20 protein-coding genes and 2 pseudogenes are annotated in these 22,823 nt (G+C 60.2%); 20 read left to right on the forward strand and 2 right to left on the reverse strand.

Annotated elements, in window-relative coordinates:
• Positions 1 to 6: 6 nt before the first annotated feature.
• From AB8B20_RS21935 to AB8B20_RS22005, 15 genes and pseudogenes are all read left to right on the forward strand, one after another.
• Entirely contained in the window at positions 7 to 300 is a 294-nt protein-coding gene (locus tag AB8B20_RS21935; RefSeq protein WP_068737808.1) for a sarcosine oxidase subunit delta, read from the forward strand.
• The gene (locus AB8B20_RS21940; protein WP_439073610.1) at positions 297 to 3,287 is read left to right on the forward strand and encodes a sarcosine oxidase subunit alpha; all 2,991 of its coding nucleotides are present in this window, start codon (positions 297 to 299) and stop codon (positions 3,285 to 3,287) included. The genes AB8B20_RS21935 and AB8B20_RS21940 overlap by 4 nt, the downstream gene beginning before the upstream one ends.
• Positions 3,280 to 3,849 carry a sarcosine oxidase subunit gamma gene (locus AB8B20_RS21945; RefSeq protein WP_439073608.1) on the forward strand — a complete coding sequence of 190 codons (570 nt, stop codon included), beginning with the start codon at positions 3,280 to 3,282 and terminating at the stop codon, positions 3,847 to 3,849. The genes AB8B20_RS21940 and AB8B20_RS21945 overlap by 8 nt, the downstream gene beginning before the upstream one ends.
• A 29-nt stretch (positions 3,850 to 3,878) precedes the next feature.
• The gene (locus AB8B20_RS21950) at positions 3,879 to 5,252 is read left to right on the forward strand and encodes an L-serine ammonia-lyase (protein ID WP_184512755.1); all 1,374 of its coding nucleotides are present in this window, start codon (positions 3,879 to 3,881) and stop codon (positions 5,250 to 5,252) included.
• 9 nt (positions 5,253 to 5,261) lie between these two features.
• Complete coding sequence (glyA, locus tag AB8B20_RS21955) at positions 5,262 to 6,542, forward strand: serine hydroxymethyltransferase (RefSeq protein WP_439073605.1); 1,281 nt, start codon at positions 5,262 to 5,264, stop codon at positions 6,540 to 6,542.
• 12 nt (positions 6,543 to 6,554) lie between these two features.
• Positions 6,555 to 6,824: a dihydroneopterin aldolase gene (locus AB8B20_RS21960; RefSeq protein ID WP_439074054.1), complete on the forward strand. Its 270-nt coding sequence runs from the start codon at positions 6,555 to 6,557 to the stop codon at positions 6,822 to 6,824.
• Positions 6,782 to 6,955 (forward strand): annotated as a pseudogene (locus AB8B20_RS21965) (formyltetrahydrofolate deformylase); the annotation flags it as partial. The gene AB8B20_RS21960 and the pseudogene AB8B20_RS21965, both read left to right, overlap by 43 nt.
• A gap of 265 nt (positions 6,956 to 7,220) precedes the next feature.
• Positions 7,221 to 8,405, forward strand: coding sequence for a branched-chain amino acid ABC transporter substrate-binding protein (locus tag AB8B20_RS21970; RefSeq protein ID WP_439073604.1), 1,185 nt, complete (start codon positions 7,221 to 7,223; stop codon positions 8,403 to 8,405).
• 22 nt (positions 8,406 to 8,427) lie between these two features.
• Positions 8,428 to 9,339 (forward strand): branched-chain amino acid ABC transporter permease, encoded by a 912-nt coding sequence (locus AB8B20_RS21975; RefSeq protein WP_068737795.1) that lies wholly within the window; start codon positions 8,428 to 8,430, stop codon positions 9,337 to 9,339.
• Positions 9,336 to 10,502, forward strand: coding sequence for a branched-chain amino acid ABC transporter permease (locus AB8B20_RS21980; protein ID WP_439073602.1), 1,167 nt, complete (start codon positions 9,336 to 9,338; stop codon positions 10,500 to 10,502). Before AB8B20_RS21975 ends, AB8B20_RS21980 begins: the two co-directional genes overlap by 4 nt.
• Positions 10,499 to 11,287 (forward strand): ABC transporter ATP-binding protein, encoded by a 789-nt coding sequence (locus AB8B20_RS21985; RefSeq protein ID WP_231078498.1) that lies wholly within the window; start codon positions 10,499 to 10,501, stop codon positions 11,285 to 11,287. Before AB8B20_RS21980 ends, AB8B20_RS21985 begins: the two co-directional genes overlap by 4 nt.
• Positions 11,284 to 12,003: an ABC transporter ATP-binding protein gene (locus tag AB8B20_RS21990; RefSeq protein WP_439073600.1), complete on the forward strand. Its 720-nt coding sequence runs from the start codon at positions 11,284 to 11,286 to the stop codon at positions 12,001 to 12,003. The genes AB8B20_RS21985 and AB8B20_RS21990 overlap by 4 nt, the downstream gene beginning before the upstream one ends.
• A gap of 78 nt (positions 12,004 to 12,081) precedes the next feature.
• Positions 12,082 to 13,059 carry a dipeptidase gene (locus AB8B20_RS21995; RefSeq protein ID WP_093757973.1) on the forward strand — a complete coding sequence of 326 codons (978 nt, stop codon included), beginning with the start codon at positions 12,082 to 12,084 and terminating at the stop codon, positions 13,057 to 13,059.
• Position 13,060: 1 nt separating this feature from the next.
• On the forward strand, positions 13,061 to 13,588 hold the full coding sequence (locus AB8B20_RS22000) for a 4-vinyl reductase (RefSeq protein ID WP_093757974.1): 528 nt from the start codon (positions 13,061 to 13,063) through the stop codon (positions 13,586 to 13,588).
• 404 nt (positions 13,589 to 13,992) lie between these two features.
• Positions 13,993 to 14,760 carry a helix-turn-helix domain-containing protein gene (locus AB8B20_RS22005; RefSeq protein ID WP_244528100.1) on the forward strand — a complete coding sequence of 256 codons (768 nt, stop codon included), beginning with the start codon at positions 13,993 to 13,995 and terminating at the stop codon, positions 14,758 to 14,760.
• A gap of 147 nt (positions 14,761 to 14,907) precedes the next feature.
• On the opposite strand, the gene AB8B20_RS22010 is transcribed toward AB8B20_RS22005, so the two are convergent.
• Entirely contained in the window at positions 14,908 to 15,591 is a 684-nt protein-coding gene (locus tag AB8B20_RS22010) for a LuxR C-terminal-related transcriptional regulator (RefSeq protein WP_439073597.1), read from the reverse strand.
• Between the two features lie 525 nt (positions 15,592 to 16,116).
• Between AB8B20_RS22010 and AB8B20_RS22015 the strand changes: the two genes are divergently transcribed.
• The gene (locus AB8B20_RS22015) at positions 16,117 to 17,034 is read left to right on the forward strand and encodes a LuxR C-terminal-related transcriptional regulator (RefSeq protein ID WP_093758231.1); all 918 of its coding nucleotides are present in this window, start codon (positions 16,117 to 16,119) and stop codon (positions 17,032 to 17,034) included.
• A 552-nt stretch (positions 17,035 to 17,586) separates the two neighbouring features.
• Positions 17,587 to 17,775: pseudogene (locus AB8B20_RS22020) on the forward strand (nucleotidyltransferase family protein); the annotation flags it as partial.
• 460 nt (positions 17,776 to 18,235) lie between these two features.
• Here the strand turns inward: AB8B20_RS22020 and AB8B20_RS22025 are convergent.
• Positions 18,236 to 18,907: a TetR/AcrR family transcriptional regulator gene (locus tag AB8B20_RS22025; protein WP_231078470.1), complete on the reverse strand. Its 672-nt coding sequence runs from the start codon at positions 18,905 to 18,907 to the stop codon at positions 18,236 to 18,238.
• A 150-nt stretch (positions 18,908 to 19,057) separates the two neighbouring features.
• On the opposite strand from AB8B20_RS22025, the gene AB8B20_RS22030 reads away from it, so the two are divergent.
• From AB8B20_RS22030 to AB8B20_RS22040, 3 genes are read left to right on the forward strand one after another with little or no spacing between them, the layout of a single operon-like run.
• Positions 19,058 to 19,921: an FAD binding domain-containing protein gene (locus tag AB8B20_RS22030; RefSeq protein WP_439073596.1), complete on the forward strand. Its 864-nt coding sequence runs from the start codon at positions 19,058 to 19,060 to the stop codon at positions 19,919 to 19,921.
• Positions 19,918 to 20,430 carry a (2Fe-2S)-binding protein gene (locus AB8B20_RS22035; protein WP_439073594.1) on the forward strand — a complete coding sequence of 171 codons (513 nt, stop codon included), beginning with the start codon at positions 19,918 to 19,920 and terminating at the stop codon, positions 20,428 to 20,430. Before AB8B20_RS22030 ends, AB8B20_RS22035 begins: the two co-directional genes overlap by 4 nt.
• Positions 20,427 to 22,799, forward strand: a complete 2,373-nt coding sequence (locus tag AB8B20_RS22040; protein ID WP_439073593.1) for a xanthine dehydrogenase family protein molybdopterin-binding subunit — start codon at positions 20,427 to 20,429, stop codon at positions 22,797 to 22,799. The genes AB8B20_RS22035 and AB8B20_RS22040 overlap by 4 nt, the downstream gene beginning before the upstream one ends.
• Positions 22,800 to 22,823 lie beyond the last annotated feature (24 nt).

Below are 22,823 nucleotides of genomic sequence, written 5' to 3' on the forward strand. Positions count from 1 at the left end.
AACGAGATGCTCTTGATCAATTGCCCCTATTGCGGGCCGCGCCCGGAGGCCGAATTCGCCAATGGCGGGCAGGCGCATATCGCCCGCCCGGCCGACCCGATGAGCCTCACTGACGACGAGTGGGCCGCCTATCTCTATATGCGCGACAACACCAAGGGGCTGCATCACGAGCGCTGGCGGCACGCCAATGGCTGCGGCCGTTTCTTTAATGCCAGCCGCGACACGACCACGGACGTCATCAAGCGCACCTATCGCATGGGCGAGCGCCCCGAAGCCGAACATCAGGGTGCCAAGCCATGACGGATACGTATCGCGTGCGGCGCGGCGACGGCGCTGAAAGTCGCAACGCAGTTCATTTCACGTTCGATGGAAAGTCGTATCAGGGTCTGGCCGGCGACACGCTGGCCTCCGCGTTGATCGCCAATGGCGTGCATCTGGTCGGCCGTTCGTTCAAGTATCACCGGCCGCGCGGCTTCGTCTCCGCCGGTTCGGAAGAGCCGAATGCGCTGGTCGGTGTCGGTGCGACCCAGTCGCGCTATACGCCGAACCTGCTCGCGACCCAGGTCGAGATCTATGACGGGCTGGTGGCCGAAAGCCAGAATCGCTGGCCGTCGCTCGAGACCGATGCCGGCTTCCTCAACGAATATTTCTCCTCCTTCCTGCCGGCTGGTTTCTACTACAAGACCTTCATGTGGCCGCGCACGGCCTGGAAGAAGCTCTATGAGCCGGTGATCCGGCGGATGGCGGGTCTCGGCAAGGCGCCAGCCGAGTCGGATGCCGATCGCTATACGCAGGTGTTTGCGCATTGCGACGTACTGATCGTCGGCGCCGGACCTGCGGGTCTTGCCGCAGCGCTCGAAGCCAGCAACAGCGATGCCACCGTGATCCTGTGCGACGAGCAGGCAGAGATGGGCGGCTCGCTGCTGTCCGATCGTTCGGCATCGATCGACGGCATGCAGGCCGCCGACTGGGCGCGCGCGGCGCTCGATGAATTGCGTAAGCGCCCCAATGTGAAGCTGATGTCGCGTACGACGGCGTTTGGCTGGTACCCGCACAATTTTGTCGGTCTCAACGAGCGCGTCACCGACCATCTCAGCAATCCCGCGACGAACCAGCCGCGTGAGCGGCTCTGGCAGGTCAGGGCCAAGGAAGTCGTGTTGGCCGCCGGCGCGATCGAGCGGCCGCTCGTCTTCACCGACAATGACCGGCCGGGCATCATGCTGGCCGGTGCTGCCCGGACCTATGTGAATCGGTACGGCGTGGTGCCGGGCAAGCAGGTGGTCGTGTTCACCGCCTGCGACAGCGCCTATCGCGCGGCGCTGGACCTCAAGGCAGCCGGTGCCAAGATCCAGGTGATCGTGGATCTGCGCAAGAGCGTGTCGGGCCATTGGGTCGACAAGGCACGCGCCGAAGGCATCATGGTCCGCTCCGACAGCATCGTTCGCGGCACGTCGGGCTGGCTGCGGGTAAAGTCGGCGCAGATCTCCAACGCGCAGGGCGGCGATGCCGAGACGGTGGCTTGCGATCTTATCCTGATGTCCGGCGGGTTCACGCCGTCGGTGCATCTGTTCTCGCAGAGCCGCGGCAAGCTCAGCTACAGCGAAGAGCTGCGGGCCTATGTGCCTGGCGAGTCTGTCGAGCGTGAGCGGTCGGTCGGGGCGTGCAAGGGACTGTTCGCGCTCGAAAGCGTCATCGAAAGCGGCGCCAAGGGTGGTCGGGACGCTGCGGCCAAGGCCGGCTTCTCCCCGCGCGGCGAGCGCAGCTATACGGTCTCCGCGCAGTCGGTGGGTGCCGATGCGTTCATCGGCTCCGTGATGACCGATCATCAGGCGGAAAAGCGGGCCTGGGTCGATTTCCAGAACGACGTGACGGCCAAGGATGTCCGGCTCGCGACCCGCGAAGGGTTCCGGTCGATCGAGCACGTCAAGCGCTATACGACCACCGGCATGGCCACCGACCAGGGCAAGCTGTCCAACATGAACGCCCTTGGTGTCGTGTCGAAGCAGATCGATGTCGCGGTGCCGAAGGTCGGCCTGACCACGTTCCGGCCGCCTTATACGCCGACGACCTTCGGATCCTTTGCCGGCCAATCGCGTGGTGATCTGTTCGATCCCGTGCGCAAGACCAGCATCCATGCATGGGCCGAAGCCCAGGGCGCACGGTTCGAGGATGTCGGCGTCTGGAAGCGCGCCTGGTATTTCCCGCAGGTCGGCGAGGACAGGCATGCTGCCGTCGCGCGCGAATGCAAGGCGACGCGCGAGTCGGTCGGCATCTTCGATGCCTCAACGCTCGGCAAGATCGAGATCGTCGGCAAGGACGCTGCCGAATTCATGAATCGCATGTACACCAATGCCTGGACCAAGCTGGAGCCCGGACGGTTGCGCTATGGCGTGATGCTGCGCGAAGACGGCTTCATCATGGATGACGGCGTCGTCGGCCGCATGGCGACGGATCGTTTCCACGTTACCACGACGACCGGCGGCGCGGCCCGCGTGCTGTCCATGATGGAGGACTACCTCCAGACCGAATGGCCGGATCTCGAAGTGTGGCTCACCTCGACCACCGAGCAGTGGTCGGTCATTGCTTTGCAGGGACCGAATGCGCGCAAGGTGCTGGAGCCGCTGGTCGAGGGCATCGATCTGTCGGCCGATGCCATGCCGCATATGAGCGTCCGCGAAGGACGTATCTGCGCCGTGCCGACGCGGCTGTTCCGCGTGTCGTTCACCGGCGAACTGGGCTTCGAGGTCAACGTTCCCGCCGGCTATGGCCGGGCGGTCTGGGAAGCGATTTTCGCGGCGGGCAAGCCCTACGGGATCACGCCCTACGGTACCGAGACCATGCATGTGCTGCGCGCGGAGAAGGGCTACATCATTGTCGGTCAGGAAACTGACGGCACGGTGACGCCCGATGACGCCGGCCTCGGCTGGGCTGTCGGCAAGGCGAAGCGGGATTTCGTCGGCAAGCGCTCGCTATCGCGGCCGGCGCTGGTCAGGGAAGATCGCAAGCAACTGGTCGGGTTGCTGACGACGGATCCCAAGGTGGTCCTCGAAGAGGGCGCCCAGATCGTGCTCGATCCGACCCATCCGATCCCGGTGCCGATGATCGGACATGTCACCTCCGCCTACTGGAGCGCGACGCTGAACCGCTCGATCGCGCTGGCACTCGTTCGCGGCGGTCGCTCGCGGATGGGTGAGGAGCTCTCGATCCCGATGCCGGACGGCGTGATCAAGGCGAAAGTCGTCGACTCGATATTGTTCGATCCGAAGGGGGAACGTTTGAATGCTTAGTCCTGCGATCATGCGTTCGAACGCGTTGTCCCCAATGCAGTCATCCGGCACGACTGCTGCGTCCACCACGACGCTCTCGATTCTTCCCGATGCGGCGAAGCTGGTGTTTCGCGGCAAGACCGAGGCGATCGAGGCTGCCGGGGCGCATTTTGGCGTCAAGCCGAGCCTGGAGGCCTGCCGCTTCGCGGCTGTCGGCGGCCGGTCGGTCTATTGGCTGGGGCCGGACGAATGGCTGTTCCAGGCGGTGAACGAGAATCCGATCGAGGTATTTGGCGGGATGTCGGTAGCGCTGCAGGGGCAGGCCTGTTCGCTGGTGGATGTCAGCCATCGTTCGGATGGCATCGCGGTTGCAGGTCCAACGGCGGCGCTGGTGCTCAACCATGGCTGCCCGCTGGATCTGTCCCTCAAGGCGTTCCCGGTCGGGATGTGCACGCGCACGGTGCTGGGCAAGGCATCACTTCTGCTGTCACGTTCTGAAGAGCACGTGTTCCACGTGGATGTATGGCGTTCGTTTGCGCCCTATGTCTGGCAATTCCTCGACGAAGCGCGAAGCCTGTCCTAGCAGCCCGGCTGCGCCCTGGAGACCGCGCGATGATTGGAACGTTCGATCTCTTCAAGATAGGCATCGGGCCGTCGTCGTCACATACGATGGGACCGATGAAGGCCGCGGCGCTGTTTGCCAGCCAGCTTGCGGAGCGTGGTCTGCTGAAGGATCTCGCGCGCGTGAAGGTCGAGCTGTTCGGCTCGCTGGCCTGGACCGGTCGCGGTCATGGCACCGACAAGGCGGTCGTTCTCGGTCTTGCAGGCAAGTTTCCGGAAACGATCGATCCGGAAGAAGCGGAGACGCTGGTCGATGGCGCCCGCGCGGCGGGCACGCTGCGGGTGGCCGAGCGGCGCAATGTCCCATTCGATTTCACCAATGACATCATCTTCGACGGTGTGACCGAGCCGCCAAACCATCCGAATACGCTGGCGCTTTCCGCCTTCGATGCGGCTGGTCATGTTCTTCACGGCGAGCGCTGGTGCTCCGTCGGCGGCGGCTTTGTCGTTCCGGAAGCGCAGGTCGGCGTCGTCGGCATTGTCGAGGACGTTCCCGTCCCGCATCCTTTCAGGTCGGGCAAGCAGCTGCTCGAGATCGGTGCGAAAACCGGTCTGTCGATTGCGCAGATCGTCATGGCCAACGAGATGTCGTCGCTCCCGCCGGAGGAGATCGAGCAGCGGCTCGATCACATCATCCAGGTGATGATGGACTGCATCGATCGCGGCATGACCAAAGAGGGGCAGCTACCGGGCGGGCTGAACGTCAAGCGCCGCGCGCCCTCACTGCATCGACGCCTTGTCGCCGCTGCAAGCTCGAACAGCCGCGCCCAGCATGAGGTGATGGATTGGGTCAGTCTGTATGCGATCGCGGTCAACGAGGAGAATGCGGCCGGCAGCAAGGTGGTGACGGCACCGACCAATGGCGCGGCCGGCATCATCCCGGCCACGCTTCGCTATTTCCGCGACCATTGCCGCGAGGCGTCACCTGAAAACATGCGCGTGTTCCTGCTGACTGCTGCCGCTATCGGCGCGCTGTTCAAAATGAATGCGTCGATCTCCGGCGCGGAAGTCGGCTGCCAGGGCGAGGTCGGCTCGGCCTGTTCGATGGCGGCGGCGGGACTTGCGGCGGTGCTCGGCGGCACCAATGAGCAGATCGAGAACGCGGCCGAGATCGGCATGGAGCACCACCTCGGCATGACCTGCGATCCGATCGGCGGGCTGGTGCAGGTGCCATGCATCGAGCGCAACGCTTTTGGTGCCGTGAAGGCGATCAATGCGGCGTCGCTCGCATTACAGGGCGACGGTACCCACGTGGTGCCGCTCGACAAGGTGATCGCGACGATGCGCGAGACCGGGCGCGACATGCAATCGAAATACAAGGAGACCTCACTGGGAGGTCTCGCTGTCAATCTGGCAGAATGTTGAGGGAAGACCATGACCCAAGCCGAACGCGAGGCATTCTTCACGACCGATCTCGCCCAAGCAGACCCGACCATCTCGTCGTCGCTTGCCGGAGAACTCGGCAGGCAGCGTGACGAGATCGAACTGATCGCGTCCGAGAACATCGTATCGCGTGCAGTGCTGCAGGCGCAGGGCTCGGTGCTGACCAACAAATATGCCGAAGGCTATCCCGGCCGGCGCTACTATGGCGGCTGTCGCTTCGCCGACGAAGTCGAGGAGGTGGCGATCGAGCGCGCCAAGACGCTGTTCGGCTGCAGCTATGCCAATGTGCAGCCGAATTCCGGCAGCCAGGCCAATCAGGCCGCGCTGATGAAACCTGGCGACACCTTCATGGGTCTGGATCTCGCCGCAGGCGGTCATCTCACCCATGGCGCCAAGCCGAACATGTCGGGCAAGTGGTTCAACGTCGTCAGCTATGGCGTTCGTCGCGACGACTGCACCATCGACATGGAGCAGCTCGAGAAACTGGCAGTGGAGCATAAGCCGAAGGTCATCGTCGCCGGTGGCTCGGCCTATTCGCGGTTCTGGGATTTTGCTGCGTTCCGCCGCATCGCGGATGCGGTCGGTGCCTACCTGTTCGTCGACATGGCGCATTTTGCTGGCCTCGTGGCGGGCGGCGCCCATCCGTCGCCGTTCCCGCATGCGCATGTGGTGACCTCGACCACTCACAAGACGCTGCGCGGCCCGCGCGGCGGACTGATCCTGACCAATGACGAGGACATCGCCAAGAAGATCAATTCGGCGATCTTCCCGGGATTGCAGGGCGGGCCGCTGATGCATGTCATCGCCGCCAAGGCCGTGTCGTTCGGCGAAGCGCTGCAACCATCGTTCCGTCAATATACGGCCGACGTCGTCGCCAATGCGCACGCGCTGGCGGACACGCTCTCAAAGGCCGGCTATCCGATCGTCACCGGTGGCACCGACAATCACCTGATGCTGGTCGATGTCCGGCCGAAGAACCTGAACGGCAAGCTCGCCGAGGCGGCGCTCGGGCGGGCGAACATCACCTGCAACAAGAACGGTATCCCGTTCGATCCGGAGAAGCCGACCATCACGTCGGGCATCCGGCTCGGCTCGCCGGCGGCGACGTCGCGCGGCTTTGGCGTCGGTGAATTCGAAGAAGTCGGCAAGCTCATTGCCGCCGTCCTGGATGCGAATTCTGGCGCGCCGGATAAGGGAGCGCCGGAGGTCGAGGCAAAGACACGCGGCCGCGTCGCCGAACTGGTTGCGTCGTTTCCGATCTATCGGTCCTGATCAGGCCGCTTGATGGAGCGTGTCGGAGAGCGGCAGGCGGACGGGATACTCATCCAGGGGCTGAATGTTCACGCGTGCCACGGCTTGCTGGATCACGAGGCGCAACTGGGGCAGCGCTTCGTGATCGATATCGATCTGCAGATCGACCTCTGCGACGCGGCCAGTTCGGACGACATCGGACAGACGATCGACTACGCGTCGGTCGTCGCCACCGCGACTGAGGCATTTCTGGCGTCGCGCTATGTGAGTGCCCGATCATCGAACAGGAGACCGAACGGGTGACGCATGCGTCGTCCTCGGACGATCTTGTCGCCGTTGGGCGCGACATCGAGTCGCGAGTGCTGGCGCGCGCCGTGCGGCTTCATCTCGAGCGTCGTGTCCTTTTGAATGGACGCAAGACGGTGGTGTTCTAGCGCCCGCAATGCGACGACGAATGCTCGTTTGAAAAGCATCGACAGGCCAAGATTTGATCTTCGCGATGAATTTTGCAGCGCAGCGGAAATCATTGTGTTTGCTACGCAAAATAGTCCGACGAGCAGTCGGCGCGCGAACCAAGAACAGGCGGTCGATATTCGGTAGTTATGACGCAATTCTACAAGCAACAGCGCGCGTGCATCCTATCTGCCGCATTCGCGGACCACTAGCGTTGCAGGCTGGATCAACCTGGAAGGATCAGCGATGGGGACGATTAGCAAGCGTGGTTTGGCCGCATTGGCCGTTGCGAGCGTGTTGCCACTGGCCTTTGGCAGCTTCAGCGCGGCCTTCGCCAAGGACAAGGTGAAGATTGCTTTCGTGGGTCCGCTGACCGGCGCTATTTCGCCTCACGGTATTGGCGGACGCAACTCGGCCGAACTGGCCGTGAAGCTGATGAATGCCGAGCCCAGCACCAAATATGAGTACGAGCTCGTCGTGCTTGACGACGAATGCAAGCCCAACGTGGGCGTGCAGGTCGTCACCAAGATCGCGTCCGATCGTTCGATCATTGCCGCGATCCCGCATTACTGTTCCGCTACCGCGATTGCCACCGTCGATATCTTCAATCGCTTCAAGATGCCGATGGTCGTGTGGGCGGCCGTGCTGCCCGAAATTACCTATGCCAAGAAGTATCCGGAAGTGCACCGCGTCAGCGGCATCCTGATCGGCCAGAACCGCATTGGCGCACAGTTCATGAAGGCACGCGGCTACAAGAAGTTCGTGTCCTTCGCCGACTCCACCGACTACGGCAAGTCGATGAACAAGTACTTCACCCAGTTCACGCTCGAGAACGGTAATGAAATCCTGGGCAGCTTCTCGGTCCCGCCGGATCAGCAGGATCTGTCGGCCGAGCTGACCAAGATCAAGGAGCTCAATCCGGAGGTCATCTATTTTGGTGGCCTGACGCCGCTCGGCGCGCGCCTCCGCACGCAGATGGCCAAGTTCGGCATCAACGCGCAGTTGGAGGGCAATTCCGGGATCATGGGCGACGCGTTCGTCAACGCCGCTGGTCCGGAGCTCGCCGAAGGCACGCTGACCTTCTTCGACAGCCCGCCGCTGTCCAAGATGCCGGGCGGCAAGATGTTCTCGGATGCCTACAAGGCTGCCGGCTATTCCGAACCGCCGGAAGCTTATGGACCGTTCGCCTATGTCGCCACCCGTCTGGTCATGGAGACCATCGAGAAGGTCGGGCCGGATCGCGCCAAGGTTACCACCGACCTTGGCGATGTGAAGGACCGTCCGTCCATCGTCGGTCCGGTCACCTTCGACGACCATGGCCAGAACATCACGCCGCTGACCACGAGTTATGTCGTCCAGGACGGCAAGTGGGTGGTCTGGGAAGAAAGCGAATACGTGTCCGGCAAGCGCAAGCTCAAGAACCTGCCGTAAGCGCGGATCGTCGGGACATCCCATGGGTATGATCGGTCAACACCTGCTGAACGGCTTGATGCAAGGAACGATCTATGGCCTCGTCGCCATGGGGTTCACCATCTTCTTCGGCGTCATGAACGTGATCAAGTTCTCGCATGGGGACGTGCTCACGCTCGGCGCCTTCGGAGGCCTCGTCGCCGTCTGGGCGGCGAATGCGCTGGGACTGTCGGTGCCTCTGCAGTTCATTGTCGCGCTGTGCGTGGCAATGGCACTGACCGCGGTGGTCGGCGCCGGCATCTCGCATTTCCTCATCATGCCGCTGCGCAATGCGCCGCCGCTTAATATGCTGCTGATGACGATGATGGTCGGTACGGCCATCCGTGAAGCCATCCGGCTGTTCTTTCCGAATGGCACGAATCCACAGCGCTTTCCGGAATTGCTGCCGGCCGGAGGCTTCAATATCGGTCCGTCGTTCTTTCGCACCGACGCGATCATTCTGATCATTGCCGGCGCCGCCTCGATCGGCGCCGTTTACTGGATCATCAACCACTCCAAATTCGGCCTCGCGATGCGGGCAGTGGCCGAAGACACCGAAACGGCACGTGTGATGGGGATCAATTTCGGTCGCATCATCCCGCTGACCTTTGCATTGGGCTCCATCACCGCAGGCTTCGCCGGCATGATCTATGCGCTGTATTACAGCGAGATCAATTATAGCATGGGCCTGCTGTTGGCCGTAATCGGCTTCACGGCTGCGATCGTGGGCGGTCTCGGCAATATCTGGGGCGCGATCATCGGAGGCTATCTGTTCGCAGGGCTGCAGACTTTCGTCGTTGCCGCGATGCCGTCGATGAGCGATTACAAGAACGTGTTCGCTTTCGTGCTGATCATCGTCCTCATCACCTGGCGACCGACCGGGCTTCTCGCCGAACGCGGGAGCGAGCGGGTATGACGCCGACCTCTCGGACGCTTGTACGGGTGCCGGTGTGGCCGCTGTTTGTTGCTGTGGCCTTCGCTGCAGTGGCGCTCACGGCGCTGGTCCTGATCGAAAACCAGAAATTGCTGGGCGCCGCATTGGCGATCACGGCTGCGGTCTGCTTCTGCGCCGCTCGGTTCGGAGGCGTCGCCGCGACGGAAGTCGCCGCTTCGGAAAATCCCTGGCTGCTGCGTGGCCTGATCACGGTGGCCTCGCTCGCTGTCATCTTCGTGCTGCGCGACGACAATTTCGGCCTGCTGATGCTGGCAACGGTGCTGATCTACGCGACGATCTGCCTCGGCCTCACTGTGCAGATGGGCTATGCTGGCCTGACCAACTTTGCAGCCGCAGCTTTCGCCGGCACCGGCGGATATACCGCAGCGATGCTGGGACAGCAGGGCGGTCTGCCCGATGCGCTGGTTCTGGTCTGCGGCGGCTTGGTCGCGGTCTTCATCGGCTCGCTGCTCATCCTCCCGGTGCTGCGCACCCGCGGACATTACGGCGCGCTGACGACCATGGCGTTCGGCGTGATGTTCAACGTCTTTCTCGATGCGAATGACTTCTTTGGCGGTCCGCAGGGCCTGAAGCTTCCCGGCATCAATCTGTTCGGCTGGGACTTCACCAATGACATCCACATCTTCGGCCTCGTGCTGTCGTCCTATGTGAATTACGTGATCCTGACCGGCATTCTGACGGCGCTGGCGATGATCTTTGTCGGACTGCTGGACCGCTCATGGGTCGGTGTCTGGTTCGATGTGGTGCGCCTCGATGAGACCGCAGCATCCGTTTTCGGACTGAAGATAGCTTACTGGAAAGTGCTGGCATTCACGATCGGCAACTTCCTGGCCGGCCTGATGGGGGCGGTCTATGCGAAAATGACTGGGTTCATCGCACCCGCGAATTTCACATTCGGCGACTCGCTGGTGATGGTGTCCATCGTGATCCTGGGCGGCATCGGCAATCGCTGGGGCGTGCTGCCGGCGGCACTGATCGTCGTCCTGCTGCCCGAAAAGCTTCAGTTTATCCAGGAATACCGGCTTATCTTCTATGCCGTTCTGGTCATCGCGATTCTGACCATGCGTCCGGACGGCCTCGTGGCGCGCCGGGTCCGGAAACTGCATACAGAGGCAAGCGCATGACGAGCTTGTCCAACGACGTGCTGCTCGAGAGCCGCGGCTTGACGGTCCGTTTCGGCGGCCTGTTCGCACTTAATGAGCTGAACATTGACGTCCGCAATGGCGAAGTGCTCGGACTGATCGGGCCGAACGGCTCCGGTAAGACCACGTTCCTCAATGTGATCAGCGGCGTCTATTCCGCAAGTGCAGGCAAGATCTTGCTGGGTGACATCGACATCACCCGCGAGAAGGCTCACAACATCTCGTCTTATGGCCTGTCGCGCACGTTCCAGCGATCACGCTTGTGCCTGTCGCTATCGGTGTTCGACAATATTGCGCTGGGTGCGCAGCGAACGCTGAACAATGGCCTTTGGCACAATATCGTGCAGCGGAAATCATTCGCCGCGGAAACGCAGAAGATCGCGGAAGAAGCTCGCGAGCTGCTGCGCGTCTTCAATCCTGCGCTGCCGGACAAACTGTTCGATCCAGCGATCTCGCTCGGCATGATCGATCGGCGCAGGGTTGAGATCTGCCGCGCATTGATCGGCAAGCCAAAGCTTGTGCTGCTCGATGAACCGTCTGCCGGCATGACCCATGACGAGACGGATCAGGTGGTGGATGAAATTCTCGGCATCCGCAAATCGCTCGGCGGGCTCACGATCATCATTGTTGAGCACGAAATGGGCTTGATCGAACGTGTCACTGATCGCTGCGTCGTGCTGAACTACGGCAAGAAGATCTGCGAAGGCAAATTCCGTGATGTCGCGGCTGATCCTGTGGTCCGCGAAGCCTATCTGGGGCAAGCATGAGCGGTCATCTCACAGTCGAGAACATCTTCACCGCCTATGATCGGGCCGACGTGCTGTCCGGCATTTCCATCGACGTGCAGCCGGGCAAGATCACCTGTATCCTCGGTTCCAATGGTGCCGGCAAGTCGACGCTGATCCGCTCAATCCTGCGACTGACGCCGCCGCGCGCCGGCTCCATCGCTTTCGAAGGCAAGGCGCTCGATCAGATGGCGACCCACGAGATCGTCGGTCTCGGGATTGCCTGCATTCCCGAAGGGCGCCGGATCTTCGCGAAGATGACGGTCGAAGAGAATCTTCGGGTTGGCGCCTATCTCGTCAATGCGGAGAAGACGGTCAAAGCGCGCCTTGGCAAGGTGTATGAGGTGTTCCCGCGCCTGAAAGAGCGCGCCAAGCAGCTTGCCGGCACCATGTCCGGCGGCGAACAGGCGATGGTGTCGATCGGCCGCGGAATGATGACGGATCCCAAGCTTCTGATCATTGACGAGCCATCGCTGGGCCTGTCTCCACTGTTCGTGCAGGAGAACTTCAACATCGTGCGCCGGTTGAACGAAACCGGTGTGACGGTCCTCCTGGTCGAGCAGAACGTCAACCAGACCCTTGCGATCGCCCATTACGGCTATGTGCTGTCGCAAGGCAAGATCATCGTCCAGGGCGACTCCGAGATGCTGGCAAAGAACGAGGAAGTCCAAAGCGCCTACTTCGGTGGAGCGCACTGATCAGAAAGAACGTCGCGCTAGCTGATATGGCTGCCGCATCACAACGAAAAGTCAGACTATCATCTGAAAGGAAACGTCATGTCCTCAACCATCCATGAAAGCGCCATCGTCGTCGATGGATTGATCATCTCGGATTTCGGGCGTCCGGTCTTCGAGGACATGCGCAAGGGCGGATTGACCGCCGCCAACTGCACCTGCTGCGTCTGGGAAGGCTTCGAAGCCACCATGCGCAATGTGGTCAAGTGGAAGCGCTGGTTCGCAGACAACGACGACATTCTCAAGCAAGTTTACACGACCGCTGACATCCTGAAGGCCAAGGAGGAAGGCAAGACCGGCATCATCCTGGGCTGGCAGAACGTCACTGGTATCGAGGATCAGATCGGCTATCTCGGCCTGTTCAAGGAGCTCGGCGTCGGCATCATCCAGATGGCCTATAACACGCAGAATCTGGTCGGCACCGGCTGCTACGAGTCCAAGGACGGTGGCCTGTCCGACTTCGGTCGCGAGGTCGTTGCCGAGATGAACCGCCTCGGCATCCTCTGCGACCTGTCGCATGTCGGATCGAAGACCAGCGAAGATGTCATCCTCGCCTCCAAGCAGCCGGTTGCTTATTCGCACTGCCTGCCAGCCGGCTTGAAGGAGCATCCGCGCAACAAGTCCGACGAGCAACTGCGCTTCATTGTCGATCACGGCGGCTTTGTGGGCGTCACCATGTTCCCGCCTTTCCTGAAGCGCGGTCCGGCATCGACTGTGGACGATTATGTCGAGGCAATAGAATACGTCATCGATATCTGCGGCGAGAACAGCGTCGGCATCGGCACCGACTTCACGCAGGGCTATGGCCAGGAATTCTTCGACTGGATCACCCATGACAAGGGATATGGCCGCCGCCTCACCAATTTCGGCGACGTCATCAATCCCGAAGGCATCAAGACCATCGGCGAATGGCCGAACCTTACCGCCGCCATGGAGAAGCGCGGCTGGAAGGCCTCACGCATCGAGGCCGTCATTGGCAATAACTGGGTTAATCTCCTGAAGACCGTCTGGGGAGCCTGAGATGGGGAAGCCGCAGGTTGATATCAATGTTGACGACCAGACCGGGCGCTGGTCGGTCGACGCGACCAATATGATTCTGGTGCCGCAGCATTTCTATATGAACAACCACTTCGCCATCGAGGCGGCGGTGGGAGCGGCGGAGCTGGAGCGCATTCTGCGGCCGGCCGGCCATCGCTCGGCCTATTACTGGTGCGAGAAGGAAGCCGAATTCCACGGCATGTCCGGCATCGATGTGTTCCGTCACTATATGCGCCGCATCACGCAGCGCGGATGGGGCCAATTTGATGTACTCGACGTGTCGCCGGAAGCAGGGACGGCGACAGTGCGCTTGCGAAATTCGGCAATGGTTGATGGCGAGCGCCGCAACAGCGGTCGCAAGGTGTGTTACATGTTTGCGTCTTGGCTCGAGGGCTCGCTCGAATATGTTGCCGCAAGTGCCGGTCGTGAGGTCAGGCTGCGGGCGCAGGAGGTCTATTGCGAGGCTGAAGGCGCTCACGATCATTGTCTGTTCAAGGTCGAGCCGGCTTAATTTGAGCCGGCGAAATCCGTCTGCGACGGTATTGAGACGCGCCTAGCCTGGCTAGCGCAATCAGATCGGCCAAGCATTCAGAAAGTTGCAGTAGACGAGAGGCCTCCGGCAGCGGTGCCACCGCCTCGTTAGGTGCTGCCGCATTTTGGCTCACCGTGAGTTATCGCGCGAATGATCGTGGGTCTGTGCTGCCAAGGGGCGGCTTGCCGTACGAGTATTCCGTGTAGAACCATGATTGGAATCTAACATTTCATGGTGGGCCTCGTAGTGCGTCCACGCAACGACCGCGAGGGCTCCGCCCTATGGGATTGTCCCGTCTCGGTGCAATCGGTCGATACAAGCGCGTTCGATAGGCTTCTCCGAGATTGTCTTGGAAATATCGTCGAGTACCTTCGAAGCCGATCGTGTCCCGGCTGACCCGAGCTTTGGTGGCCGCGGGTTACCTCGATTACGAACCCGTCGGTGGCAAATATCAGTTCCGTCCGCGCGTTCTGATGCCGGTTTTTTCGCTACTGAGTAATATGAGAGTTCTGCCCGTTGTCCACGAGCAGTTACAGCGGTTGGCGACCGCGAGCGGCTGCACTGTATCGCTCGCATGGCCGGACGCGCCGAAGATGATCTATCTAGACTGCTGTCTGGGAGAGGTCGTGCCGTACTATTTCAGCGTCGGCTCGGCTATCGACATGGCAAGGACGGCGACAGGCCCAAGCCTATCTTGCTTCGCTCCTGATGGCGGCAACAAGTTCGGCGGTGGTCACGATCTCATGCACCTACGTCGGCGCATCGATATGCACGGCTGCATGCATCGATATAGTTTCCGAAGCATGGCAGAGGGGTGCAAGTCAGGCCGCGGAGAAGCGTTCGGAACGCCGCGTGGTGGCCGATCGTTCAATACCGATGACTTACAGACAAGACCGTGGTTTCTTCCCGGTCTATCCTGCGTGGTGGCTTCGTGGCCCGGCCAGTGGACACTGTCCCAGCGCGTCGAGCAGGCCCGAGATCTTCTGATGAAGACCGATATGCCGTTGGCCGATGTTACACAGGCTTGTGGCTTTGCGGATCAAAGCCACTTCACTCGCATCTTTTCTGCTGCGACCGGATTGCCGCGGGGCTTGGCGCCGCGCGACTGGCAATGCAGGTTCCCCAGCGATTTGCTGAAGAAGGCCTACTGATGTCGGCAGGGTAGTAAAGCGCACATCAGGGTCCTTTCGGCCTCCGCGCTGGCGGCAAGGTGAATGTCGCCGATCAGGATTGTGCGCCAATCAGCGCCCGTATCAGCGTGGAAGTGGCACACGGGTCGGCAGTGCGACTGCAGACGCTCAATCACAATGAACCGACAGAGCCCGATCCTCAAGAAAGCCCCCACGTTCGTTGTGGGATATGGCAAGCGCCGCAAGCACTGTCCGGTTGTTGATTTCAAGCTTCTGATAGATGTGATGGAGATGTTGCTTGATGGTGCCATCAGCAATATTCAGCCGGCGCCCAATTTCCTTGTTCGACAACCCTTCAGAGACCAGGCGCATGATCTGACGCTCGCGCTCTGTCAGCACCGCCAGAACACTCTCCGTGATCGCGATACTCTTTTGCTCGGAAGGCATAACGTGATTGACCGCGGGAAGCGGCAATAGCCTTTGGCCAGCCGCGATCTCCCGCAAGGACTGCACCAGGGGTTCGAGCGGCATGTCCTTCAGGATGACACCGTAGGCGCCAGCAGCGGCCGATAAAGCCAGTTGGCGATCTTCAACGACAGCGGTGAAAAAGACGACCCGCGTTGAAAGCCCCTCGGAGTTGGCGATGGCAACGATTTCCAGCCCGGTCAGGCCCGGCATTTCGATGTCTATAATGGCGATGTCCGGCGTTAAATTTCGAATCGCTTCGATACAGCTCGGGCCAGTGCTGCAGCACGCGACAATCTTGAAGCCGTTTTGCGCTTCAAGCACGCTCGTCAAACCTTGCAGAACCACAGGATGGCGGTCTGCGATCACGACACTGGTGCAACGCATGGGCGGTCCTCAGCCTAGCCCCCCAAAACTTAAACTCCACGCGACCCCGGATATTCCCTTCTTAGCCTAATTTTCTGGAGGCTCAAATTTGTTACGCTACATCGCAACGCAACAAAGAAAACACGTAACAACTTTGGGTGGACGTATCTGAAACTGTCACTCAAGGATAGATGCCCCGTATGACGAAGCACGCACTCCCTCTGCGAAGTCTGCGGTGATTCCCCCGTTTACTATTATGAACGACATCCCTCAGTACCGGCCCATCGCCTATAACTAAAGGTATATAGGGAGATCGAGAATTCGCATCTAACATTCATAAAATCGTCGCAAACGAGAAGGGAGGCGTCTTCAATTCGACGACGAAATGCTTCTAAAAAGACAGAGTTTCTTGCCGACTGAAAATATTCCAATGCCAAAATTTCTGCCGAAGAAGCGGGGCTTAACCGCCGACAGATCACCAAGAATGAGCTGAATTTCAATCGCTCAGTTTTTTTTAATCAGTTGCGTATGGTTGGGAGGGTCGCGATGCGGAGGCAACAATCTTTTTTTACAATTCTCGTTGGGAAAAATACTTTACTCAGAGAAGGTCTTGCCAGGATTTTACGCTCAGCAAATTTTCGTATCCTAGCCTCAGTATCAAGCGTGGATGATTTGCTCCCGGGTCAACCGCAAGCACACCAGCCTCTGCTTCTTATTGCTCACACCGGCGATGATTTTGACGCCGCGATTGAACAAATCGAACTTTTCAGGGACTACCATCCGGGCGGGCGCATTGCGATCGTGGCCGATCATTATCGAATGGACGAACTGGCTTCTGCGTTTCGGGCAGGTGCCAACGGCTACTTTGTCAACGTCATGACCTGCGATGTATTCATAAAGTCCATCGAACTGATAATGATGGGTGAAACGATCTTTCCTCCGGCATTTCTATCATCTGTTCTTGCTCCCGAAGGCAGTCACCCAGGCGAGACGGGGTCGCGCGACCAAAACAAGACGCAGGCGATTCTTATCGCTACAGAAGATATGACCACGCCGCAGCTTTCTCCGCGGGAAAAATCAATTTTGCACTGCTTGATTGAAGGTGCCTCCAACAAAAGCATCGCGCGGACGATCCATATCGCCGAAGCAACTGTAAAAGTCCACGTCAAGGCGATCCTTCGCAAGCTCCGTGTCCAGAATCGGACACAGGCAGCGATTTGGGGGATGAACAACGGATCACTGGCAGAACCGGCAAACAGCAACTCTCCGCCTTTAGCAGGCGATTCGAACGGTCGGCTTTCAAATCCCGTTGCGATGATCTCCGAGATCAAGAAAAACGAGACGCCAGTGCCACTGGGTGTGATCAACCACGAGCCAAATCATATTGAGGTCTCGCGCATCGATGGTCTGATCCGTAAGGGCATCAACGGAAAGATCTGCGGCGCGGCACGAATCGGCAAATAGTCAGCGATTGTTGGCGTAGGCGAGCAAGTCGCGCCGACCGGTGATTGTCGGAGCGTGGCGCTCGCGCCGGTGAGCGATCGAACATGGATACGTGAGGCGCTGACGATCGCGCGTGTTCTTGCGACGCGATTCAATAAATCATTCCACCGATCTTGGGCAACGGTTAGTGCGATGTCGCTCGCGCGCGTGAGGGATGCCGGGTTTCTAACAGGCTTTCTGAAAAGCCGGCTCGTTGCGCTGTCGTCGTCATTCTAAGCGCAGCGATGTTAATCGGGCCTCGCGATATCGCGCGCCAGCGATGCAGCCGAAGTCCGGTTCGGTCTGTCTCGTCCCATCATGCACCACTGCGAGCTGCAGCTTTGCCGCTGCAATACAGTGCTCGCGCGCAATCCAACTATCATTCCGACATCTCATGCAAACGCACGAAGACGCGTGGATAGTCAGCGTCTAGTTTTCTCGTCAATGGCATTCCGGTTTGGCCATCAGCACCAGGTCGGGCTGTCGCGTTGATATGATGAACGATTGCGCGCTTCAGCAACACAGGAGGGTAATATGAAGGCTGTCATTCAATGCGGCGGAAAGGGAATGCGCTTGCGTCCGCATACATCCATCTTGCCGAAACCGCTTATGCCGATCGGATCGCGGCCCGTACTCGAGCTCCTGCTCAAATGGCTCAGGCGAAATGGCATCAGAGAAGTCTTCATCACGACTGGATATCTGGGCCACCTTATTAACGTTTGTTTACGTTTGAGGCGGGAGTTTGTCGCAGCACCGGACGAAACAGTGAGTTTATTGTGCTAAAACTTGGAGGCTGGTATCAGAGAAGTGTTGGCACGGTGCGTAACGATTCAATCTGTTCGCAGCGGTACTTTCGATAGTCCCGATGCGGTGAAGGAACTACACAAGCGCGCATAAGTATCGCTGAGAGAAATGATACTCGGTGACGCGCGTTTCGCTTTCCTCTGCTGCAGTTGCACTCGTGACGACGACAGCAAGCTTCTCTCCGACCTCGGGTGCCCATTTCGGGCGTCGCACTTCGGAAAGCCCGTAATGTCGGTGTGGCGCGATCTCACTCTTTCGACGCAAAATGCGTGCGCCGGTGCCGGGTCACATCAATGTCGCGGCAGAACCTGGCTCCGTAGCTGCACTTCATGCGCTCGAGCAGCTTGATCAATCTGCCGGCGTTGCTGTGCTACAAATGTCATGATGCCGATTGTACAAGCTCAGGCATCAGCTGTTTTGAGCCATCAAGAAACACCCTCACTGCGTCGTTGACGATGTCGTCCAGTCGCTCCGGTGTCGGCGTGTCGTAGACGAAACGCCGGATGGCCATATAGAAGATGCGGCCGTGCAAACCCCAGAACATTTCGACTTCGCGCTCCGACAGCGGGACCTGATCGCTTGAAGGCAGCTTCAACTCGTGACGAAGTTCGCAACAGGCGGGCTCGATGATTTGTTCGCGGACGATCTGAAGATACCGTTTGGTGATGTCGAACGATTTCATCCCGGAGAAGACGAAGATTCTCACCCAGTTGTATTCGAAGACCTGCTCGACATATTCGAGATAGAAGCGCGACAGCCGGGCCTGCAGCGACAGCGTGCGATCCTGGATCAGGCCGGCCCAGGACGGCGACCAGCGGCTGAGATAGATCTCTTCATAGACGCGTTCGATCAGCGCCTCTTTGCTCGGGAAGTGGCGATAGATTGCCGAATGGGTGATGCCCATGCGTTTCGCCAGTTCGCGCGTCTGCCCGCCGAAGCCGTGTTCCGCGAAAAATTTCACGGCTTCATCGACGATGAAGCGCTCGCGCTCCGCCGCGCGCATGTTGCGACGCGGTGGCTTTTCGACTGATTTGATGGGCTTTTTTGCCATTTTTGCTTCGCGTTGCGGGAGTTCTGAATAGCTCAATTCGAAAAAGAGACCAAATGGTCATTTTAAGTTGACCCGGGGAAATCGACGTGTTCTAGATTTCCGACCAAATGGTCACAACTGGACGTCCGCGAGACGTTTAGGGAGAAGACGTTGAAGGCGAGGGCGTTCAACTATGTGAGGGCTTCCACGGTGGTGGAGGCTTTGAAAGCGTTCGAGGAAGCCGGCGACGATGCGAGTTACATCGCAGGTGGCCAGAGCCTCGTGCCGGCGCTTGCCTTGCGGTTGCAGGCGCCGCAATTGCTGATCGACATCGCGCATATCCCGGTGCTTCGTGGTGTCGACCTGCAGGGTGACTGGTTGCGCATCGGCGCGCTCACCCGCCATCACGAAGTGCTGACCGATCCGTTGATCCGCCGGCACGCGCCGCTCTACAGCGAAGCCGCGCCGCATGTGGCGCATCCGGCTATACGAAACAAAGGCACCCTCGGCGGCAGTATCTCTCATGCCGATCCTGCGTCGGAATTCCCGGCGATGACGTTGGCGCTGGGCGCCGAGCTCGAAATTGCTAGCCGCGACGGCGTACGCCGCGTGCCGGCCGACGATTTCTTCCTCGATCTGTTTCAGACAGCGATCGAACCGGGCGAGCTGCTTGTCGCGATTCATGTGCCGGTGGTTCAGCCCAGTCATCGCTGGGCCTTTCATGAGCTTGCGCGTCGGCGTGGCGACTTTGCGTTGGTCGGCTGCGGTGTTCTCGCCGAATTCGTCGATGACGTCGTCAAACAGGTGCGTATTGCGTTCTTCTCCGTCGGCAGCACGCCGCTGCGCGCCCGGCAGGCCGAGGACAGTCTGATCGGCAAGACGCTGGATCAGGCCGCGATCGCTGCGGCGCAGGCCGTCGTTGGCGACGATCTCGATCCGCCTGAAGACGAGCACGCGCCGCCTGCCATGAAGCGCCATCTTGCGCGCGTTCTTCTCGGTCGACTGCTGGGCGAGATCGAGAGGCAGGGCGCATGAGCGATCTCGTCAATGTCACCATGACGGTGAATGGCGCTGAGGTGTCGCGCAGCATCGCGCCGCGCATCACGCTAGCGGATTTCCTGCGCCAGACGCTGGAACTGACCGGCACCCATACCGGCTGCGAGATGGGCGTTTGCGGCGCCTGTCTGGTTATTCTGGATGGCCGCGTCGTACATTCTTGTCTGACCTTCGCGGTGCAGGCGAGCGGGGCGGCCATCGAGACCGTCGAAGGTCTCACCGAGCGCGCTGCGATTGCCGATCTTCAGGAGGCGTTTCATCAGCGCAACGCCCTGCAATGTGGCTTCTGTACGCCCGGCATGTTGATGACAGCCCACGCCCTGTTGTCGCAGTCAGGTGTGCCGTCGCGTGAGGACATTCGCGACGCACTGTCGGGCAATTACTGTCGTTGCACCGGTTATGAGGCGATCGTCGATGCGATCGAGAAGGTCGCGCGCGATCGTCATGCGGGCGCGAATGCTTCGGCTCCCGAGGAGGTTGGCGCATGAGCGTGCTCACCCCACTGGATCGTCCGAATTCGTATATCGGCCGCTCGGTGCCGCGTCCGAATGCCAAGCGATTGCTGGCCGGTCGCGGCCGATACGTCACCGACATCACGCTGCCGCGCATGCTCCATGTCGCCTATGTGCGCAGTCCTTATGCGCACGCCCGCATCGTCTCGATTGATGCGACGACGGCGCGCGAGATGCCTGGCGTGCGGCTGGTTGCCACCGGCGAGGACCTTGCCAGGCTCTGCACGCCATGGGTTGGTACCATGGATCACTTCAAGGGTATGAAGTCGCCGCCACAGCTGCCGTTGCCGATCGACAAGGTCGTATGGTCCGGCCAGGCGGTTGTCGCGGTCGTGGCCGATACGCGCGCGCTGGCTGAAGACGCAGCCGAGGCGGTGTATATCGAGTTCGATGAACTGCCCGCTGTTGTCGATATCGACGCTGCGCGCGCACCGGATGCGCCGGTTATTTCACCGGAACTCGGCAGCAATCTCTGTTTCCACGGCAAGATCGATACCGGTGGTGTCGAGGATGTCTTCGCCAGCGCCGCCCATGTGGTGGAAGAGGAGTTTCACTTCGGCCGCCACACGGCGGTCACCATGGAGCCGCGCGCGATCATCGCTGACTACGATGCCAGCGAAGGGCAATTGACGGTGCATCATGCGACGCAGACGCCGTATCAGTTCCAGGACATCTATGCCCGCCACTACGGCCTTCCTGAATCCCGCGTTCGCGTGATCGCACCGGATATCGGCGGTTCGTTCGGCATGAAGCTGCACATGTATCACGAGGACATGGCGGTGGTCGGGCTCAGCATCATGCTGGGGCGCCCGGTGAAATACGTCGCCGATCGCATCGAATCTTTCGTGTCCGACATTCACGCGCGAGATCACCGCGTCCGCGCGCGCATGGCGGCCGATGCGGACGGCATGATCCTAGCGATGGATGTGGAAGACGTCACCGGCATCGGCGCTTTCTCGGCCTATCCGCGCACCAGTGTGGTCGAAGGCAATCAGGTCTACCGCCTGATGGGCGCGCCTTACACGTTCAGGAATTACCGGGCTGATCTCCAAGTGGTATTCCAGAACAAGGTGCAGATGAGTCAGTACCGCGCCGTTGGGCATCCGGTGGCCTGTACCGTCACCGAGCGTCTGGTGGACATGATCGCCGACAAGACGGCGCAGGATGTGTTCGACATCCGCAGCCGCAACTTGATCCCCGACGATGCCTATCCCTGCACGTCGCCGACCGGCTACCAGTTCGAAGCGCTGTCGCATCACGCCTGTCTCGCCAAGCTGAAGGAGATGATGGACTACGACCGGCTGCGCGTCGAGCAGGCGGAGCTGCGCACCAAAGGCATTCATCGCGGCATCGGCATTGCCACCTTTGTGGAAATCACCAATCCCGGTCCGGCCTTCTATGGCGTCGGCGGTGCGCGCATCTCGTCGCAGGATGGCGCCATCATCAAGATCACGCCGTCGGGGGATGTTCATTGCTCGATTTCAGTGACCGAACTCGGGCAGGGCACCGAGACCATCATCGGGCAGATCGTCGCCGAACATCTCGGCGTCGATAGCAATCGCATCAAGGTGATGACAGGTGATACGGACACTACCCCGCATGGCGGCGCGACCTATGCCTGCCGCGGCGCCGGCATTGGCGGCGAGACGGCGCTGCAAGCGGCGAAAAAGCTAAAAGCCAATGTTCTCGCGGTGGCTGCGGCGATCCTACAGGACGAGCCGGATAAGCTCGATATTCACAGTGGCTGGATTGTCGACGCTGTGACGGCGCAGCAGCGCATGGAGCTCTCGGAGATAGCGCGCATCGCCTATTTCCGCTCGGACACGCTGCCGCCCGGCACACAGGCGCAGCTCTCCGTCGCGCATCACTATGCGCCGCAGGGCTATCCTTTTGCCTTCACCAATGGTGTCCAGGCCTGTCATCTCGAACTCGACGTTGAGACAGGTCTGGTCAAGATCCTCAAACAATGGGTGGTCGAGGATTGCGGCCGTGTCATCAATCCGCTGCTGGTCGACGAGCAGATCCGCGGCGGCGTCGTGCAGGGGCTCGGCGCGGCGTTCTTCGAGGAATGCGTCTACGGAGACAACGGCCAGCTCACCAATGGCTCGCTCGCCGACTATCTCGTGCCGATGGCGGTGGAGATGCCGGATATCGAAATCGGACATGTCGAGACGCCGACGATGGATACCCAGCTCGGCGCCAAGGGCGTCGGCGAGGCCGGCACGGCTGCGGCATCGGCAGCAGCGCTTAATGCGATGAATGATGCGATGAAGCCATTCGGAGGCACGGTTGCGCAGGTGCCAATGACACCGGCGCGAATACTCAAGGCGCTTGGACACATCTGATCCCATAAAAGAAATCAAACGGAG

This window comes from Tardiphaga sp. 866_E4_N1_4, from assembly GCF_052076075.1.
Lineage (GTDB): Bacteria > Pseudomonadota > Alphaproteobacteria > Rhizobiales > Xanthobacteraceae > Tardiphaga > Tardiphaga robiniae.

Coding starts and splice junctions, on each gene's coding strand:
- AB8B20_RS21935 (WP_068737808.1), top strand. CDS start 7: ATGCTCTTGATCAATTGCCCCTATTGCGGGCCGCGCCCGGAGGCCGAA.
- AB8B20_RS21940 (WP_439073610.1), top strand. CDS start 297: ATGACGGATACGTATCGCGTGCGGCGCGGCGACGGCGCTGAAAGTCGC.
- AB8B20_RS21945 (WP_439073608.1), top strand. CDS start 3,280: ATGCTTAGTCCTGCGATCATGCGTTCGAACGCGTTGTCCCCAATGCAG.
- AB8B20_RS21950 (WP_184512755.1), top strand. CDS start 3,879: ATGATTGGAACGTTCGATCTCTTCAAGATAGGCATCGGGCCGTCGTCG.
- glyA (WP_439073605.1), top strand. CDS start 5,262: ATGACCCAAGCCGAACGCGAGGCATTCTTCACGACCGATCTCGCCCAA.
- AB8B20_RS21960 (WP_439074054.1), top strand. CDS start 6,555: ATGGAGCGTGTCGGAGAGCGGCAGGCGGACGGGATACTCATCCAGGGG.
- AB8B20_RS21970 (WP_439073604.1), top strand. CDS start 7,221: ATGGGGACGATTAGCAAGCGTGGTTTGGCCGCATTGGCCGTTGCGAGC.
- AB8B20_RS21975 (WP_068737795.1), top strand. CDS start 8,428: ATGGGTATGATCGGTCAACACCTGCTGAACGGCTTGATGCAAGGAACG.
- AB8B20_RS21980 (WP_439073602.1), top strand. CDS start 9,336: ATGACGCCGACCTCTCGGACGCTTGTACGGGTGCCGGTGTGGCCGCTG.
- AB8B20_RS21985 (WP_231078498.1), top strand. CDS start 10,499: ATGACGAGCTTGTCCAACGACGTGCTGCTCGAGAGCCGCGGCTTGACG.
- AB8B20_RS21990 (WP_439073600.1), top strand. CDS start 11,284: ATGAGCGGTCATCTCACAGTCGAGAACATCTTCACCGCCTATGATCGG.
- AB8B20_RS21995 (WP_093757973.1), top strand. CDS start 12,082: ATGTCCTCAACCATCCATGAAAGCGCCATCGTCGTCGATGGATTGATC.
- AB8B20_RS22000 (WP_093757974.1), top strand. CDS start 13,061: ATGGGGAAGCCGCAGGTTGATATCAATGTTGACGACCAGACCGGGCGC.
- AB8B20_RS22010 (WP_439073597.1), bottom strand. CDS start 15,591: ATGCGTTGCACCAGTGTCGTGATCGCAGACCGCCATCCTGTGGTTCTG.
- AB8B20_RS22015 (WP_093758231.1), top strand. CDS start 16,117: ATGCGGAGGCAACAATCTTTTTTTACAATTCTCGTTGGGAAAAATACT.
- AB8B20_RS22025 (WP_231078470.1), bottom strand. CDS start 18,907: ATGGCAAAAAAGCCCATCAAATCAGTCGAAAAGCCACCGCGTCGCAAC.
- AB8B20_RS22035 (WP_439073594.1), top strand. CDS start 19,918: ATGAGCGATCTCGTCAATGTCACCATGACGGTGAATGGCGCTGAGGTG.
- AB8B20_RS22040 (WP_439073593.1), top strand. CDS start 20,427: ATGAGCGTGCTCACCCCACTGGATCGTCCGAATTCGTATATCGGCCGC.